Annotated in this window: 18 protein-coding genes; 10 read left to right on the forward strand and 8 right to left on the reverse strand. The window is 51.4% G+C overall.

Going from position 1 to position 15,071, the window contains the following annotated elements:
• Positions 1–24: 24 nt before the first annotated feature.
• Together ACTG3Z_RS05130 and ACTG3Z_RS05135 are read right to left on the reverse strand one after the other, a co-directional pair.
• Positions 25–876, reverse strand: a complete 852-nt coding sequence (locus ACTG3Z_RS05130) for a universal stress protein (RefSeq protein WP_439141662.1) — start codon at positions 874–876, stop codon at positions 25–27.
• Positions 877–1,329: 453 nt separating this feature from the next.
• Positions 1,330–2,100 carry a fumarylacetoacetate hydrolase family protein gene (locus ACTG3Z_RS05135; protein ID WP_439141664.1) on the reverse strand — a complete coding sequence of 257 codons (771 nt, stop codon included), beginning with the start codon at positions 2,098–2,100 and terminating at the stop codon, positions 1,330–1,332.
• A gap of 230 nt (positions 2,101–2,330) precedes the next feature.
• Here ACTG3Z_RS05135 and ACTG3Z_RS05140 point away from each other — a divergent pair, with 230 nt between their 5' ends.
• Positions 2,331–3,251, forward strand: a complete 921-nt coding sequence (locus tag ACTG3Z_RS05140) for an MBL fold metallo-hydrolase (protein ID WP_439141666.1) — start codon at positions 2,331–2,333, stop codon at positions 3,249–3,251.
• A gap of 1 nt (position 3,252) precedes the next feature.
• Here ACTG3Z_RS05140 and ACTG3Z_RS05145 read toward each other — a convergent pair whose 3' ends face one another.
• The 5 genes from ACTG3Z_RS05145 to ACTG3Z_RS05165 all read right to left on the reverse strand — a co-directional run bounded on the left by ACTG3Z_RS05145 (position 3,253) and on the right by ACTG3Z_RS05165 (position 6,943).
• On the reverse strand, positions 3,253–3,363 hold the full coding sequence (locus ACTG3Z_RS05145; protein WP_375264443.1) for a DUF2474 family protein: 111 nt from the start codon (positions 3,361–3,363) through the stop codon (positions 3,253–3,255).
• On the reverse strand, positions 3,363–4,364 hold the full coding sequence (gene cydB / locus ACTG3Z_RS05150) for a cytochrome d ubiquinol oxidase subunit II (protein WP_439141667.1): 1,002 nt from the start codon (positions 4,362–4,364) through the stop codon (positions 3,363–3,365). Before cydB ends, ACTG3Z_RS05145 begins: the two co-directional genes overlap by 1 nt.
• Before the next feature lie 10 nt (positions 4,365–4,374).
• Positions 4,375–5,784 carry a cytochrome ubiquinol oxidase subunit I gene (locus ACTG3Z_RS05155; protein ID WP_439141668.1) on the reverse strand — a complete coding sequence of 470 codons (1,410 nt, stop codon included), beginning with the start codon at positions 5,782–5,784 and terminating at the stop codon, positions 4,375–4,377.
• Positions 5,785–5,849: 65 nt separating this feature from the next.
• Positions 5,850–6,287, reverse strand: coding sequence for an EF-hand domain-containing protein (locus ACTG3Z_RS05160; RefSeq protein WP_439141670.1), 438 nt, complete (start codon positions 6,285–6,287; stop codon positions 5,850–5,852).
• 29 nt (positions 6,288–6,316) lie between these two features.
• Complete coding sequence (locus ACTG3Z_RS05165; RefSeq protein WP_439141671.1) at positions 6,317–6,943, reverse strand: peroxiredoxin; 627 nt, start codon at positions 6,941–6,943, stop codon at positions 6,317–6,319.
• A 106-nt stretch (positions 6,944–7,049) separates the two neighbouring features.
• On the opposite strand from ACTG3Z_RS05165, the gene ACTG3Z_RS05170 reads away from it, so the two are divergent.
• The 9 genes from ACTG3Z_RS05170 to ACTG3Z_RS05210 all read left to right on the forward strand — a co-directional run bounded on the left by ACTG3Z_RS05170 (position 7,050) and on the right by ACTG3Z_RS05210 (position 14,347).
• Positions 7,050–7,514, forward strand: coding sequence for an RrF2 family transcriptional regulator (locus tag ACTG3Z_RS05170; RefSeq protein WP_375264438.1), 465 nt, complete (start codon positions 7,050–7,052; stop codon positions 7,512–7,514).
• A complete protein-coding gene (locus ACTG3Z_RS05175) occupies positions 7,511–8,182 on the forward strand; it encodes a Crp/Fnr family transcriptional regulator (RefSeq protein ID WP_439141672.1) in 672 nt (223 codons plus the stop codon). The genes ACTG3Z_RS05170 and ACTG3Z_RS05175 overlap by 4 nt, the downstream gene beginning before the upstream one ends.
• Positions 8,183–8,270: 88 nt before the next feature.
• Positions 8,271–8,483 carry a YgaP family membrane protein gene (locus ACTG3Z_RS05180; protein ID WP_375264436.1) on the forward strand — a complete coding sequence of 71 codons (213 nt, stop codon included), beginning with the start codon at positions 8,271–8,273 and terminating at the stop codon, positions 8,481–8,483.
• Complete coding sequence (locus ACTG3Z_RS05185; RefSeq protein ID WP_375264435.1) at positions 8,480–8,914, forward strand: YeeE/YedE family protein; 435 nt, start codon at positions 8,480–8,482, stop codon at positions 8,912–8,914. Before ACTG3Z_RS05180 ends, ACTG3Z_RS05185 begins: the two co-directional genes overlap by 4 nt.
• Before the next feature lie 3 nt (positions 8,915–8,917).
• Positions 8,918–9,352: a DUF6691 family protein gene (locus ACTG3Z_RS05190; protein WP_439141674.1), complete on the forward strand. Its 435-nt coding sequence runs from the start codon at positions 8,918–8,920 to the stop codon at positions 9,350–9,352.
• A gap of 2 nt (positions 9,353–9,354) precedes the next feature.
• Complete coding sequence (locus ACTG3Z_RS05195; protein WP_439141675.1) at positions 9,355–9,963, forward strand: hypothetical protein; 609 nt, start codon at positions 9,355–9,357, stop codon at positions 9,961–9,963.
• 37 nt (positions 9,964–10,000) lie between these two features.
• A complete protein-coding gene (locus ACTG3Z_RS05200; RefSeq protein ID WP_439141676.1) occupies positions 10,001–10,882 on the forward strand; it encodes an MBL fold metallo-hydrolase in 882 nt (293 codons plus the stop codon).
• A 15-nt stretch (positions 10,883–10,897) separates the two neighbouring features.
• Positions 10,898–12,571 (forward strand): TIGR01244 family sulfur transferase, encoded by a 1,674-nt coding sequence (locus ACTG3Z_RS05205; RefSeq protein ID WP_439141677.1) that lies wholly within the window; start codon positions 10,898–10,900, stop codon positions 12,569–12,571.
• A gap of 66 nt (positions 12,572–12,637) precedes the next feature.
• The gene (locus tag ACTG3Z_RS05210) at positions 12,638–14,347 is read left to right on the forward strand and encodes a SulP family inorganic anion transporter (protein WP_439141679.1); all 1,710 of its coding nucleotides are present in this window, start codon (positions 12,638–12,640) and stop codon (positions 14,345–14,347) included.
• Positions 14,348–14,416: 69 nt separating this feature from the next.
• On the opposite strand, the gene ACTG3Z_RS05215 is transcribed toward ACTG3Z_RS05210, so the two are convergent.
• Entirely contained in the window at positions 14,417–15,019 is a 603-nt protein-coding gene (locus ACTG3Z_RS05215; protein WP_439141680.1) for an alpha-ketoglutarate-dependent dioxygenase AlkB family protein, read from the reverse strand.
• Positions 15,020–15,071: the final 52 nt, after the last annotated feature.

Genomic DNA, 15,071 nt, shown 5'->3' on the forward strand with positions numbered 1-15,071 from the left:
TAGTTTGCTAAGCGTCCTGTTGGTTCAATGAGCCATCAGGATCGGCATTTCTGTTTTGTCGACGATGCGTTCAGTATTGCCCCCGAACAGCATCTCCGTTTCGTGGCTGTGGCTATACGCGCCAATAATCAAAAGGCTGGCATCGATATCTTTGCTGGTTTCGAGAAGTCCGGCTGCAGGGTCTTTTCCATCAAAACGCACAACATCAGCGGTGATCCCGCGCTGTGCGTAATAGGCCATGAGTTCATCTACTTCAGGGCCATGAGACTGCACTTTGCCGCCCGTCAGAATGCTGACGCGCTTGGCTTTGTGAACAATGTCTAGCGAGGATGCGACGGCACGCGCTGCGGGAAGTGATCCGTTCCAACCAATCGCCACATGCTGTGCAAAAGTTTCGTCAGGTTGCAGTTGGCCCGGGCAGATCAAGACTGGGCGACCCGCCCCATAAAGCGCCGCTTTCAGCGAGCTTTGCCCTAGATTGCGTTCCCGCTGAGGTTTCGGAAGGACGATCAAGTCTGTCAACCGGCCCGAATGCTTCACAACGTCTGCCATGCGACCATGCTCTTCCGCAAAGGTACATGTTGCCGACCCATCCACTGATGCATCTTCGCTCAACCCAAATTCGCGCGCCAAACGGTGCAGAATGCCGCGAAGGTGATCTTCCTGACGGTTCGCCAATTCGATGGCCTGCTCAGTCATCACTTTGCGAGCGAAGTCGTTCATAGCGATGCCCTGAGGCATCAAGTCTTTCGCTTGCGCACGGCAATGTACAACATTGACTTGCGCGTCGTGCGCCTTGGCCAGTTCCGCCGCATGGGCAAGTACTGTAGCGACCATGCCATCGCCGCGGACAGGAACCAGTATCGATTTTATCATTGCCAAGCCTCTGTCCAGCGTTTTGCGTCATTACAGCACTGCTTATTCGCTGAGCAGGTAAGAGCCTGCGGAGTCTAAATATGTCGCGTCTTGTAATCTTGCCCTCTATTGAGCGCGCAACTATATTTCGTCAATAGAAAAAATTTTGTAATTTACTTACGTTCTCATTTTTTCGTTTTTTTTAAGCCTTTGTAAACAAGATATTTTTTTGCACACGAAAGTATACCGATAAAATCTGAGCTGATTTCATCGCTTCGAAGTCAAAATGATACGCATGAATGCCGTTGATCTGAACGAATCGCGCGCAAAGCAACGATCCAGGAGCCGCAATCACACCCCTCTAAAAAGAAAACCACCCTGAACAAACATGATCAGGGTGGTCATTTTCGCATGTGAAGGACAATGCGCAAATTAGTAAGTTCTAAGATTTACGGTCTGGAGCCAACCCGCGATTTATGCCGCAGGGGCAACCATTGTCACACCAACATTGCCGATACCCTCAATATCAACATCAACCGCCATGCCCGCCTTAACGGGACGAGCACCAATTGACGTGCCGCAAGCGATTAAATCACCGGGATTGAGCGTCATATCCTGAGAGAGGCAGCTCACGATCTGTTCGGGCGAAAGGATCATATCATCGGCTGGATAAGACTGCCGCTCTCTATCATTGACCAAAACTTTGATCGTCAGCGCGCGCCAATCAACGTCTGTTTCAATCACGGGGCCTGCAACACCGAACCCGTCAAAACTTTTGGCGCGTGTCCACTGGGGAAATGATGGATCTGCGTTCAAAACATCGAGCGAGGTAAAATCGTTGATACAAGTATATCCAAAAATGAAATCACTCGCTTGGTCTGGCGAGATGTTTTTGCACGTTTTGCCAATCACAATCCCAAGCTCACCTTCAAAGACGACCCGTCCCGCTGAAGTAGGCAACGTGACCTCTGCACCCGGTCCGCTAAGGGATGTGTCAGTTTTGCAAAAGTACAAAGGGTGCGCGGGATGTTCCATGCCGCCCTTTTCAGCCGCAGCTTTGAAATTGTTCCAAAGTCCGATGAACTTTCCCGGCACGACCGGTGCAAGCAAAGTAAGATCGCTCAACGCGATTGCATCACCTGTCCCCGTTTCTGATCCAAGCGACGCCTTTGGTTGTAGCATCTCATCCACGATCACGCCCGTTATTTGCGTGCCGTCGGCTTTTTGTGCGCGTGCCCATTTCATACAGATGTCTCCCATTACGTTTAAAAGTATTGCCATCGCTCAATCGCGAGCTCTGGATGAGGTTGCGATAATTGCTTCGTCCGATGCAATCCGTTTTTTGATGAGCATAGACCTCGTTACTTAGATCCAAATCGTTGTCTCGCAAATGCAGGGATGAGAAAACCTGTATCCTTTTGAAAAATATCTGCTACGTTCAAACATTCAAAGTTTAGAATATATAGGATTGTTTCATGAAGTTTGCTGCACTCGCGATGGCATTGGCCATCAATCTTGGTTCAACCCTGCCAAGCCAAGCCGAAGCCTTGGATGTGCAAAAAGTCACGGATGGCATTTGGGCGCTTGTCGGGCCCCTTGAGCAACGCAATGCAGAAAACCTCGGCAACAACGCTACCTTTGGACTGATTGAAACGACAGACGGAGCAGTGCTCATTGATCCAGGTGGCAGTGCAAAAGGGGCTGCGATGATTGATGAAGTCGTAAAGGGATTGACCGATCAGCCAGTTCGGTATGTCGTCAATACAGGTGGTCAAGATCACCGTTGGATCGGCAACGCCTATTGGCAAGCAAAGGGCGCAAAAGTCATCGCCGCAACAAGTGCCGTTGAAGATCAGCAAGATCGCGCTTCAATGCAAATGACCATTCTATCTCAATTGATCAAAGACGGTCTGGACGGCACGACCGAGGCTTACGCAAATATCACCTTTGACGACACCTATACCTTGGAATTAGGTGGCAAGGTTCTTGAGATTCATCACCCCGCAGCAGCGCATACTCCGGGTGACAGCTTTGTTTGGTTACCAAACTCCGACACGCTGTTCGCAGGTGATATTGTCTATGTTGGTCGTGTGCTTGGAATAATGAGTTTTTCCAATTCTGCTGAATGGGTCGACGCGTTCAAAGCGATTGAGGCACTTAATCCAACGCATCTCATCCCCGGTCATGGCCCCGCGACAAATATGGCCACCGCGCGCGCAGACACTTTTGACTATCTCGCAAACTTGCGTCTTCAGATTGGTGAGCACATTGATGCAGGTGGCGACATCATCGGATCTGTCGATGTCGACCAATCTGCCTTCGTCTACTTAGATCAGTTCGATGCACTTGCAGGGCGCAACGCACAGGCTGTGTTTGAACAGATGGAGTGGGAATAGATCATCCATAAAGAACCAGCCGGATGGCGTAAGCAACCAGCCCAAGCGCCGCGACGCTCGCGAGCCAGATCGCTATAAACCACCCGACCCTTTTGGCAGTGTCTAAGGTCATCAATGATACCCCTCTTCCGGATCAATCTTGCCCCGAAAGACCCAATAGGCATAGCCGGTATAGACTAGAATCATTGGCACCAGCACAACGGTTCCAAACAAAGCAAAACGCAGGCTTTCATCCGGCGCGGCCGCTTCGGCAATCGTCAGGCTCGGTGGGACGATGTTGGGATAGAAGCTGATCCCGATACCAATGAAACACAAAACAAAGATGCTAAGCGCTGCAAGAAACGGCTGGCTATCTTTGCCGGCGTTAAGACCCGTAAACAAAGCCCAGGCTGCGGCAAAGATGGCACCGGGCATGACGACGCTAAAGATGCTCCCAGGTAGGTTAAGCCAGCGTTGGAAATACTCCGGGTCTTGGAAAGGCGTCAGTATGCTCACCACCCCAATAAAGGCCAAAGTTCCTGCCCCGAGGTACCAAGCGTAGTTTTGCATACGCCGTTGCAGGGAATCTTCGGTCTTTAAAATAATCCAAGTTGCGCCCAACAAGGCGTAGCCGACAACGACAGCGACGCCAGTAAGGATTGAAAACACGCTTAGCCAGTCCCACCAACCGCCAGCATAAGCGCGATCTGCGACTTCGATGCCTTGGACCAATGCACCAAGTGCGATGCCTTGCATGAACGCCGCGACAATGGATCCCCCGAAGAAAGCAATGTCCCAAAGGTATTTACCATTTTCAGTGCGCCAGCGATATTCGAAAGCAACGCCGCGAAAAATCAACGCCAGAAGCATTAGAATAATTGGCATGTAAAGCGCTGGCATGATCACCGCATAAGCAAGCGGAAATACAGCAAACAGGCCACCGCCACCCAACACAAGCCATGTCTCATTCCCATCCCACACGGGCGCGATAGAGTTCATCATGGTGGCCTTTTCCCGCTCGCCATCTGCCAACGGGAACAAGATACCAACACCCAGATCAAACCCGTCAAGGATGACATAGGTCAGGACCGCGAACGCAATGATGCCAGCCCAAATGAAAGAATAATCCAACATATTTTCGCTCCTATTCGCCGGCTATAGCGTTGGGGTTAGCTGGTGCAACGGGTGTAATACCGGATGTTCGGATGGGGCCGTCCTTCAAACCAAGCCGCGGTGTCGAAGCAGGTTTGTTCATCATGCGCAGCAGATAAACAGTGCCCGCGCCGAACACGAAAAAGTACACGATGATAAATGCGATCAAAGATGCCGCGACAGCCGGTGCAGCGATTGGCGCAAGGCTGTCAGAGGTGCGCAGCAGCCCGTAGACAGTAAAGGGCTGTCGGCCAACCTCTGTCGTGATCCAGCCCGCAAGGACTGCGACAAACCCCATCGGCCCCATTACGATAGCCGCGCGATGTAGCAAACGATCCTCATAAAGCCGTCCACGCATACGCCGCCACAAGCTCCATGCACCCAAACCTAGCATTGCAAAGCCTAGCCCCACCATGACGCGAAAGCTCCAGAACACGATTGCCACGGGGGGTTCTTCATCATCAGGGATCGTATCAAGACCGTCCAAAGGGGCGTCCCAATGATGCTTGAGGATCAAGCTAGATAGATACGGAATTTCAAGCGCGTAATCGATACGCTTTTCTTCCGCATTCGGAATTCCAAACAAGATCAAAGGCGCACCATGCGGATGGCTGTCATAATGACCTTCCATAGCCATAACTTTGGCAGGTTGATGCTCAAGGGTGTTGATCCCATGCATGTCACCCGCAAAAATCTGCAATGGCGCAACAATGACCAACATCCACATCGCCATCGAAAACATGCGACGCGCAGGGACGTCCTGACGTTCGCGCAACAGATGAAGGCCGCCAACACCACCAACAACTAAGGCAGTCGTGAGATATGCCGCCAATACCATGTGGGTCAGACGATATGGAAAGGATGGATTGAAGACGATCTGCCACCAGTCTTCGGGAACAAATTGCCCCAATTCGTTCATGCCGTAGCCCGCAGGCGTTTGCATCCATGAGTTTACAGACAAGATCCACGTCGCTGACATCAAGGTACCAAATGCCACCATTGCAGTAGCAAACATATGCAACGTGTCACCGACACGCTCGCGTCCAAAAAGCATGATGCCAAGAAAACCAGCTTCAAGGAAAAAGGCGGACAAAACTTCATAGGCCATCAATGGACCAAGGATTGGCCCCGTTTTGTCCGAGAACACTGACCAGTTCGTCCCAAACTGATAGGACATCACGATGCCTGAAACGACGCCCATACCGAAAGCAACTGCAAAGATCTTTTTCCAATAGGTGAAGAGCGTCAAATACGTCTCATCACGCGTTTTGAGCCACAAGCCGTTCAGCACGGCGAGGTAGCTGGCAAGACCAATAGAGAACGCGGGAAAAATGATGTGAAACGACACAGTAAACGCAAATTGCATGCGTGCGAGTGTCTCGGCGGTAAAGCTATCGAACATAGTGATGCCCCATGAAAAAGGTATCAGCGCCCCAAGGTCGTTTTTTGGGGCGCTGCGCTGTCAATTTAGGACTTTGGACCAAAATCAGCCGATGTGATTGCACCATCTGCATCACGATCCACCGACGCGAGCCATGCCCCTGATTGGGCAAGAAACTCTTCTATAGAGACACCCCCATCAGCATTCGTGTCATTAAACGCCAATGTCAGACCTTTCTGCATGCGGCCACCACCTTTGCCATGGCTGCCACCTGCATTGTTTTCCATGTCTGCAGCACGGGTTTCGTCAAAGAATTTGTACTCTTCGGCATCAAGAACGCCGTTCTCATCATCGTCAAACATGCCAAAAACAAGTTCGCGTCGTTCGGTAATTTCCGCAACTGTGACAGCACCATCTTCATCAAGGTCCCAGTTCAGCAAGAAGTGAGCACCTGGCGTGTCTTGCGCCAACGCAACCATTGGGACCAAGGCGATAAGCGTTGCTATAGTTGTAGATTTCATCATTTTTCTTTTCCTAGCTTCAGTAAGGCTGATTAGAGTTTGACCGTGCGCAAATAGGGGCGAATGGTCTCAAAACCCTGCGGGAATGAAGACTTCGCATCGGCATCGTTCACGCTTGGCGGGATAATGACGTCTTGTCCCGGAACCCAATCTGCAGGGGTCGCAATCTTGTGTGTGTCACCCGTTTGCAGAGCATCAATGACGCGCAGTATTTCATCGAAGTTACGCCCAACGCTCATCGGGTAAGTCATCGTCAAACGGATCTTCTTGTCCGGATCGATGATAAACACAGAACGCACAGCAGCTGTTTCACTCTCGCTCGGGTGGATCATGTCGTATTGCTTCGCAATCGTCAGATCAGCATCCGCTACGATCGGGAATCGCAGATCAGTATTCTGCGTGTCATTCACATCCTCGATCCATTTGACGTGTTCTTTCACGGTGTCTGTCGACAGGCCGATGGGTTTCACACCGCGTTGCGCGAATTGCTCTGCGAGCTGGGATGTACGGCCCATTTCGGTTGTACAAACAGGCGTAAAGTCTGCGGGGTGACTAAAGAAAAAAGCCCAGTCATCACCGATCCAGTCGTGAAAGGTGATCAAACCTGTTGTTGTCTCAGCCGTAAAGTCGGGAGCGATATCGCCAATTCTCAGTGTCATGCTGTATATCCTATATTTGAAATAGTTCTTTTAGGGGCCTAGCTGAGGCTCTTTACAAAAGCAATACTTTGAATGTATCTTTTAACTGCGACAAAAAGGATGCTCGATGAAACTGACCAGCTATACGAACTACGCGATGCGCTCTTTACAGCTTGCCGCCCTCAAAGCGCCTGACCTTGTGCGGATTGATGACGTGGCAAAAATCCACAATCTTTCTCGACCTCACATCATGAAAATAGTCCATGAACTTGGTAGAGCCGGTTATCTTGAAACAGTGCGCGGACGCAGCGGTGGCTTTCGTTTGGCGCGACCACCAGAAGACATCATTGTCGGTGAAGTTGTCCGTATCACTGAGGGTCCTCTGGATGTGGTTGAATGCTTCAATCCCGAAAAGAACACCTGTCCTTTGATGGGCATCTGTATCCTGTCGAAAAAGATGCAAGAAGCGACGGCAGCGTTTATGGCCGTCCTTGATGATCTAACCATTGCAGATATCGCAGCCAACCGCAGTCAACTGATCGACCGCATCGCCCCCTTAGAAACACCACGTCTCGAGAAAGCAGCGCGATGAACAATATCTCTGAATGGATCGAGCGATTTCCTGGCTTGTCGCGTCTGGATCATCCAACAAAAGAACTGCTTTTGAAACAGAGCCAGATTGTAACCGTCGCAAAGGGCGCAACGATCTTCGGACCCGGCAATTCCCCAGAAAATATGCTGTTTCTCTTGGATGGCACAGTACGGGTTCAGCAAACGTCGGATACAGGTCATGAAATCGTGCTTTACCGGATCGAAGCGGGGCAAAGCTGCGTGCTGACAACCGCTTGTTTGTTATCTTATGACGATTACTCCGCCACTGGCATTGCAGAAACAGCCGTTGACGCTGCCGCTGTTCCCCGAGCTGTTTTCGACGCCCTTGTTGCGCAATCAAAACCGTTTCGCGATTTTGTGTTTGCTGCCTTCTCTAAACGGATAACAGATTTGTTCTTGGTCATTGATGAAGTCGCGTTCCAGCGCCTTGATGTCCGGCTTGCGGACAAGCTGATCAAACTTTCCAGCAACACAGATCGTGTCGCAACGACTCATCAAAAGCTGTCCTTTGAGCTGGGCACAGCGCGCGAAGTCATCTCGCGTCAGTTACAAGAATTTCAACGCCGCGGCTGGATCGAGCAAGCCCGTGGCAGCGTGACGCTCATTGACAAAAGCCAGCTTCAAAAGCTTGCAAACCATAACACATAAAGAAAAATGAATGTTTGGTGACATAGTCACCGAGACTCAGAACTCAAAACGGCTAGTGAACACATATGATTTACAAGGAGACTGCGAAATGACACCGAATCTCGGTACGCTCGACCGCTCTTTCCGCCTTGTTTTGGGTGTTGTGCTGTTGGCCGCCCCTTTCGTAAGCGGATTGGCACTTTTGGAAAACACAGCGGCAAGCGTCGTAAGTGTTATTGCTGGATTGGTAATGGTTGCGACATCAACCATGAAGTTCTGCCCCCTCTATCGCCTTTTTGGCATCCGGACGTGTAAGATATGATCGAGACAGCTTTTACCCCGTTTCAATCCTTGGGTGGCGGCGCCTTGATTGGCTTGGCCGCTGTCTTGTTGATGGGCACTATGGGTCGCATCATGGGCGCAACCGGCATTCTGGCGGGACTTATGCAGCCTGCTAGCCTGTCGGACTGGTCTTGGCGTGCTGCCGTGCTGCTTGGCATGGTTTCTGGTCCAATCGTCGTGATGCTCATCACGGGAGAAATGCCAGCGGTGCAAGTGCCTATCTCGACCACAATGCTAGTTGTTGGCGGCTTTATCGTCGGCATTGGGGTCACCTATGGGGCAGGCTGTACGTCTGGTCACGGTGTCTGTGGCATGGCGCGTTTGTCACCCAGATCTATCGCCGCGACGCTCACTTTTATGCTTACCACTGCGATCACTGTCTATTTGATCCGCCACGTTTTTGGAGCCTGACCCATGCGCTTAGTTCTTTCCTACTTGATCGGCCTCGTTTTCGGCGTTGGTATTTCGATCTCCGGCATGGCGAACCCTGCTAAGGTGCTCAACTTCTTTGATGTTGCGGGCGCATGGGATCCAAGCCTCGCGTTTGTGATGGGCGGTGCTTTGATCGTCACAGCTCTTGGATACCGTTTTGTCTTGAAACGCCCTTCCCCAATGCTTGCGACTTCTTTCCAATTGCCAACGCGCCGTGATCTCGACATGCCGCTTATTGGCGGCTCTGCTGTGTTCGGTATCGGCTGGGGTATCGCTGGCTTTTGCCCAGGCGGTGCACTCCCTGCGCTTGGCACAGGTCGCAGCGAAGTGTTCATTTTCGTTGCAGCGCTTTTGGTCGGAATTATTGCGGCAAAAGCTCTGCAATCGATGAGCCTAAGAACAAGAAAGGTAGCGTAAGCATGATCTCCAAAGCATCCGCTCTAATCGCGATTGCGTTGACTGCCGTATTGGCCGGTGGTGGCACATATTACGCCATGGCCCAGCACGGTGGACATTCAAATGCAGGCGGCGCTGGGCATTCTATGTCCCGCCACATGCATGGGGCAGATGGCAACGGACATGATGAGGTCAACATGCCGGGCTTGCGTGGCGAAAACGCAAGCCCTGAAGAAAGCGCGGAAATCGCGCTGATGTTTCGCAAGTTTGAAACCATCACCCGTAGCGTCGAGAATTTGCCAAACGGGATCAGAACCCTAACAGCGTCTTCTGATCAAGACGTTATGGACGCACTGGTAAGCCACTCAGTCGGTATGATTGATCGTGTCGGCCAATTGGATGATCCCAAAATTATGATCCAAAGCCCGACTTTGGATATCTTCTTCTTGCGAGGTGATGGAATCACGTCAGATGTCGAAATCACCGATGCGGGACTGCTGGTGATTCAGATCTCTGATGATCCTGAAATGGTAACAGCGCTGCAAACACACGCGGCAGAAGTGACAGCAATGGCCGACAGAGGCATGCAAGCTGTCCACGAAATGATGACGAAAACCGGGGCGAGCCATTAACGCTACGCTTAGGCATAAAATAACTGAAGGAAACGAAATGACTTACCCAGTAGATATGTCCGTCAAACCTGACGTTTCGGCTCACTTTGACGAAGCCACAAACACGATCACCTATATCGTGAAGGATCCAAACAGCACCCATTGCGCGATCATCGATAGCGTCATGGACATCGATTACGCGGCTGGCCGTATCACGTATGAAGCCGCTGATCGTTTGATTGCCGAGATCAAGGATCGTGGTCTGACGGTCGATTGGATCATTGAGACACATGTGCACGCAGATCACCTGAGCGCAGCCCCTTATCTGCAAGACAAGCTGGGTGGCAAAATCGGTGTCGGTGAAAAGATCATGGTGATCCAAGAAACCTTTGGCAAAGTGTTTAATGAAGGCACTGAATTTCAAAGGGATGGGTCACAATTTGATGCGCTGTTTAAAGATGGCGACACCTACATGATTGGTGAGATGCAAGCATTTGCGATGTATACCCCCGGCCACACACCAGCCTGCATGGTGCATGTTGTAGGCGACGCTGCATTCGCAGGTGACACGCTGTTTATGCCCGATGGCGGTTCCGCGCGCTGTGACTTCCCCGGTGGCGACGCTGGCGAATTGTATGACAGCATTATGAAAGTGCTATCTTTGCCAGATGAAACGCGTTTGTTCATGTGCCATGACTATGGTCCCAACGGCCGTGCAATCCAGTGGGAGACCACAGTTGCTGCGCAGAAAGCGGATAACATTCACGTCGGTGGTGGAAAGTCCCGTGCAGATTTCATCAAGTTCAGAACAGAGCGTGATGCGCAACTCAGCATGCCCAAGCTGATCATACCATCCTTGCAGGTGAATATGCGCGCCGGCGAAGTTCCAACGGATTCCGATGGGAACCCAATGTTGAAAGTGCCGGTTAACGGCATCTAATTCGAAAGCAAAACCATGGAAACGAAGAAACTTACCACAGGCTTGTCTGTGATCGGGCAAGTCATGCCAACTGACATGCAAACCATCAAAGACGCTGGCTTTCGTGCAATCATTTGCAACCGCCCCGATGGCGAGGCCGCTGACCAGCCGACCTTCGAGGAAATTTCAAAGGCGGCTGAGAAAGCTGGGATCGAAGCGAGATATCTGCCCATCGTTGCCGGCAAAGTCAGTGACGAAGATGCAAACGCGTTTGATGCCGCTTTAAGTGAAATGCCAGGCCCTGTGCTTGCCTTTTGCCGAACAGGGACGCGCTCAGCGACGCTTTGGTCGCTCGCACAAGCCAACAGCCGCAGCCTGCCAGACATCCTCGCGACGACCAAATCCGCAGGTTACGACATGGCAGGTGTCGTGCGTCGGATCGCAAACGGTGGCAAGACACCCACTGAAACGGGTGATGCAAGTTATGAAATCGTGATTGTCGGAGCTGGGGCAGGCGGTATCGCTGCTGCGGCCAGCCTGAAAGCGCGCAAACCCGGGATCGAAATCGCAATTATTGATCCGGCGGATATCCATTACTATCAACCTGGTTGGACGATGGTTGGCGGCGGTATCTTTGAACCAGAGCAGACATCCCGCACGATGGGGTCTTTGATCCCGCGGGGCGTTCACTGGATAAAGGCAGCGGTCGCAGCGTTTGAACCTGAAAACAACGCCATCATCCTCGATGGGTGCCGCGTTGTGAAATATAAGCGCATGATTGTGTGTCCGGGCTTGAAGCTGGATTGGAACAAGGTCGACGGCCTTGTCGACACACTCGGTCAGAACGGCGTAACCTCCAATTACCGCTATGATCTCGCTCCCTATACGTGGGATCTGGTAAAAGGCATGAAGTCGGGCCGCGCGATCTTTACGCAGCCTCCAATGCCAATCAAATGCGCAGGTGCGCCGCAAAAAGCGATGTATTTGTCAGGCGACGCTTGGCACCGAAAGGGCGTGTTGAAAAACATCGACATACAATTCAACAACGCTGGTGGCGTTCTGTTCGGGGTCAAAGATTACGTCCCAGCCCTGATGGAATACGTCAAAAAATATGATGCATCGCTAAACTTCTTTCACACACTTGTGGCAGTGGACGGACCTGCCAAAAAAGCATGGTTTGATGTGTCAAAGCCTGACACCCCTGTCGAGCGGGTCGAGATGGAGTTTGACATGATGCATGTCTGTCCACCTCAGACAGCGCCAGATTTTATTCGTGTGTCACCTCTGGCAGACGCTGCTGGCTGGATCGATGTTGATCAAGCGACATTGCGCCACAAGACCTATGACAACATCTGGTCGCTTGGCGATGTCATGAACGCACCGAACGCAAAAACAGCCGCCGCTGCGCGTATCCAAGCGCCTGTTGTGGCCGAGAACATCATCGCTGACATGCGAGGCTCCTCTCCTGTGGCGCAATACAATGGCTATGGGTCCTGCCCACTGACGGTTGAGCGTGGCAAGATTGTTCTGGCAGAATTCGGATATGGCGGCACGATGCTACCCAGCTTCCCAAAAGCGCTTCTTGATGGCACGAAACCAACCCGTGCAGCATGGTTCTTAAAAGAAAAGATGCTCCCGCCAGTCTACTGGAAGGGCATGCTTAAGGGCCGTGAATGGATGGCAAAGCCCGAAAAAATAACCGCGTCGTAGCGTACCTGACCACGTCTGCACGACACCTGTGGACGTGGTAAATTTTAGAACACACTGAGTAATCCAATGAAACGTTACCTGCCCATTCTCACTTGGGGGCCGGCCTATAGCCCTTCTGCCCTGTCAAACGACCTTATGGCTGCATTGATTGTAACCATCATGCTGATCCCGCAATCACTGGCCTATGCGTTGCTGGCGGGTCTTCCGGCTGAAGCTGGCTTATATGCATCGATTGTTCCGATCCTTCTTTACACTGTCTTTGGCACCAGCCGCGCTTTGGCCGTCGGGCCTGTGGCGGTTGTCTCCTTGATGACCGCTGCCGCCTTGAGCAATATCGTCGAGCAGGGCACGATGGGCTATGCCGTTGCCGCTTTGTCCCTTGCAGGCCTTTCAGGGGTTATGTTGTTGGCAATGGGCCTGTTCCGTTTGGGCTTCATCGCGAACTTTTTGTCACACCCTGTCATTGCAGGATTTATCACCGCATCTGGTATCATTATCGCGGCCAGCCAACTCAAGCATATCTTTGGCATTGATGCGCATGGCCACAACCTTCTGGATCTTGTCGTGTCTTTGGTCAAACACGCGACGCAGACAAACTGGATCACCGCACTCATCGGTATATTAGCAACTGGCTTTTTGTTCTGGGTGCGCAAAGGGCTGAAACCGCTTTTACAACAGCTTGGGTTTGGCGCAGGCATCACAGGCGTGCTGGTTAAGACAGGGCCTGTCTTTGTCGTTGTGCTGACAACGCTCGCCGTTTGGCTATTCGGGTTGAATGATAAAGGCGTGAACATCGTGGGCGAAGTCCCGCAAAGCTTGCCGCCTTTTACGCTACCCTCCTTCTCCCCTGCCCTGCTTGCTCAACTGCTTCTGCCTGCTTTCCTGATTTCGATCATTGGATTTGTTGAATCGATTTCAGTTGCTCAAACACTTGCTGCCAAAAAACGACAGCGCATCGATCCCAACCAAGAGCTGATTGGCTTGGGTGCAGCAAACATTGGCGCATCACTGACAGGTGGTTTTCCTGTAACCGGCGGCTTTTCCCGTTCTGTGGTGAATTTTGACGCTGGCGCGGAAACTCCTGCCGCTGGTGCCTTCACTGCAATCGGTTTGGCGATTGCCGCACTTGCGCTCACGCCGTTGATCTATTTTCTGCCCAAAGCCACACTTGCTGCAACCATCATTGTAGCGGTTCTTAGTCTCGTTGATTTTTCTATTCTCAAACGAAGCTGGGCATATTCCAAAGCTGATTTCGCGGCCGTTTTGGCGACGATTCTTATGACTTTAGGTCTGGGCGTTGAAATAGGCGTATCCGCAGGCGTTGGGCTGTCGATACTGCTGCACCTTTACAAGTCGTCCAAGCCGCACATTGCAGAGGTCGGACGCGTTCCAGAGACAGAGCATTTTCGCAATATTCTACGCCACGACGTTATCACAGACCCAACAGTCGTGACGCTACGGGTTGATGAAAGCCTCTATTTTGCAAATGCGCGTTTTCTCGAGGACAAGATCCAAAATCGTGTGACAGGTGCCGTGGACGTGCGCCATGTCATCCTTCAATGTTCAGCAATTAACGAGATTGATCTGAGCGCATTGGAGTCATTGGAAGCGATCAACGAACGTCTGCGCGAAATGGATGTGAAATTGCATTTGTCCGAAGTAAAAGGCCCTGTGATGGATCGTTTAAAAGAACAGCACTTTCTAAAAGAAATGACGGGAAGTGTGTTTTTGTCCCAATTTGAAGCTGCTCAAACGCTCTCATCTATAAAGGCATAAGATTGCATTCTTGCGCATATAACCCGTGTTCACCAAGTTCGGGTAGTTCTAAAACCTAACGTTTGAACCTCAGCTGACAATGCGCATTGTGAGGTTCAAGCGCCCGCCTTTCGGCAACAAACGCGAGGACTGAAACCTGATCTTATCGACACCGTGATAGGTCAACCGCGCGTCACCGCCCATAACCACAACATCACCTGAGCTAAGCCAAATCGACTCAGTTGATCCACCTCGTTCCATATTTCCGATCCGAAATAGACCATCATCACCAAGGGACACAGACACGACAGGATGCGAAAAATCGCGTTCATCACGATCCTGATGCATGCCCATGCGTGCGTCCTCACCGTAAAAGTTCATCAAACAACTGTCTGGCGTCTGGCGTGAACCGCTCACGCGATGCCAAATATCAAGGGCTTCGTTAGGTATATCAGGCCACACCATTCCTTCTGGATGCGTCTCAGAATACCGGTAGCCAGTGCGATCAGACACCCATCCATATTTTCCTGCAGACGTCATCTTGACGCGCATGGGTTTACCATAAGGGGTCATCGGCGAAAACATAGGTGCACCCTTTGCAACCTCTCGCATCGCAGTCAGCAAAAGCTGTTGCGCCTCAAAATCGAGTAAATCTTTGTAAATCTCGAAACCGCGCAAACTTAGCTTTTCCAAGGTTCGATTAACTCCCTATTGACCCTAAAGGCAAAAAATTCGCGGCTAATGT

It is taken from the genome of Planktotalea sp., from assembly GCF_965659345.1.
In the GTDB taxonomy this organism is placed as follows: domain Bacteria; phylum Pseudomonadota; class Alphaproteobacteria; order Rhodobacterales; family Rhodobacteraceae; genus Planktotalea.

Bases quoted from the DNA above. Each gene is read 5' to 3' on its own strand.
- ACTG3Z_RS05160 (WP_439141670.1), bottom strand. From the start codon at position 6,287: ATGATGAAATCTACAACTATAGCAACGCTTATCGCCTTGGTCCCAATG.
- ACTG3Z_RS05155 (WP_439141668.1), bottom strand. From the start codon at position 5,784: ATGTTCGATAGCTTTACCGCCGAGACACTCGCACGCATGCAATTTGCG.
- ACTG3Z_RS05170 (WP_375264438.1), top strand. From the start codon at position 7,050: ATGAAACTGACCAGCTATACGAACTACGCGATGCGCTCTTTACAGCTT.
- ACTG3Z_RS05130 (WP_439141662.1), bottom strand. From the start codon at position 876: ATGATAAAATCGATACTGGTTCCTGTCCGCGGCGATGGCATGGTCGCT.
- ACTG3Z_RS05195 (WP_439141675.1), top strand. From the start codon at position 9,355: ATGATCTCCAAAGCATCCGCTCTAATCGCGATTGCGTTGACTGCCGTA.
- ACTG3Z_RS05140 (WP_439141666.1), top strand. From the start codon at position 2,331: ATGAAGTTTGCTGCACTCGCGATGGCATTGGCCATCAATCTTGGTTCA.
- ACTG3Z_RS05180 (WP_375264436.1), top strand. From the start codon at position 8,271: ATGACACCGAATCTCGGTACGCTCGACCGCTCTTTCCGCCTTGTTTTG.
- ACTG3Z_RS05135 (WP_439141664.1), bottom strand. From the start codon at position 2,100: ATGAAATGGGCACGCGCACAAAAAGCCGACGGCACGCAAATAACGGGC.
- ACTG3Z_RS05190 (WP_439141674.1), top strand. From the start codon at position 8,918: ATGCGCTTAGTTCTTTCCTACTTGATCGGCCTCGTTTTCGGCGTTGGT.
- ACTG3Z_RS05200 (WP_439141676.1), top strand. From the start codon at position 10,001: ATGACTTACCCAGTAGATATGTCCGTCAAACCTGACGTTTCGGCTCAC.
- ACTG3Z_RS05205 (WP_439141677.1), top strand. From the start codon at position 10,898: ATGGAAACGAAGAAACTTACCACAGGCTTGTCTGTGATCGGGCAAGTC.
- ACTG3Z_RS05165 (WP_439141671.1), bottom strand. From the start codon at position 6,943: ATGACACTGAGAATTGGCGATATCGCTCCCGACTTTACGGCTGAGACA.
- ACTG3Z_RS05210 (WP_439141679.1), top strand. From the start codon at position 12,638: ATGAAACGTTACCTGCCCATTCTCACTTGGGGGCCGGCCTATAGCCCT.
- ACTG3Z_RS05175 (WP_439141672.1), top strand. From the start codon at position 7,511: ATGAACAATATCTCTGAATGGATCGAGCGATTTCCTGGCTTGTCGCGT.
- cydB (WP_439141667.1), bottom strand. From the start codon at position 4,364: ATGTTGGATTATTCTTTCATTTGGGCTGGCATCATTGCGTTCGCGGTC.
- ACTG3Z_RS05185 (WP_375264435.1), top strand. From the start codon at position 8,480: ATGATCGAGACAGCTTTTACCCCGTTTCAATCCTTGGGTGGCGGCGCC.
- ACTG3Z_RS05145 (WP_375264443.1), bottom strand. From the start codon at position 3,363: ATGACCTTAGACACTGCCAAAAGGGTCGGGTGGTTTATAGCGATCTGG.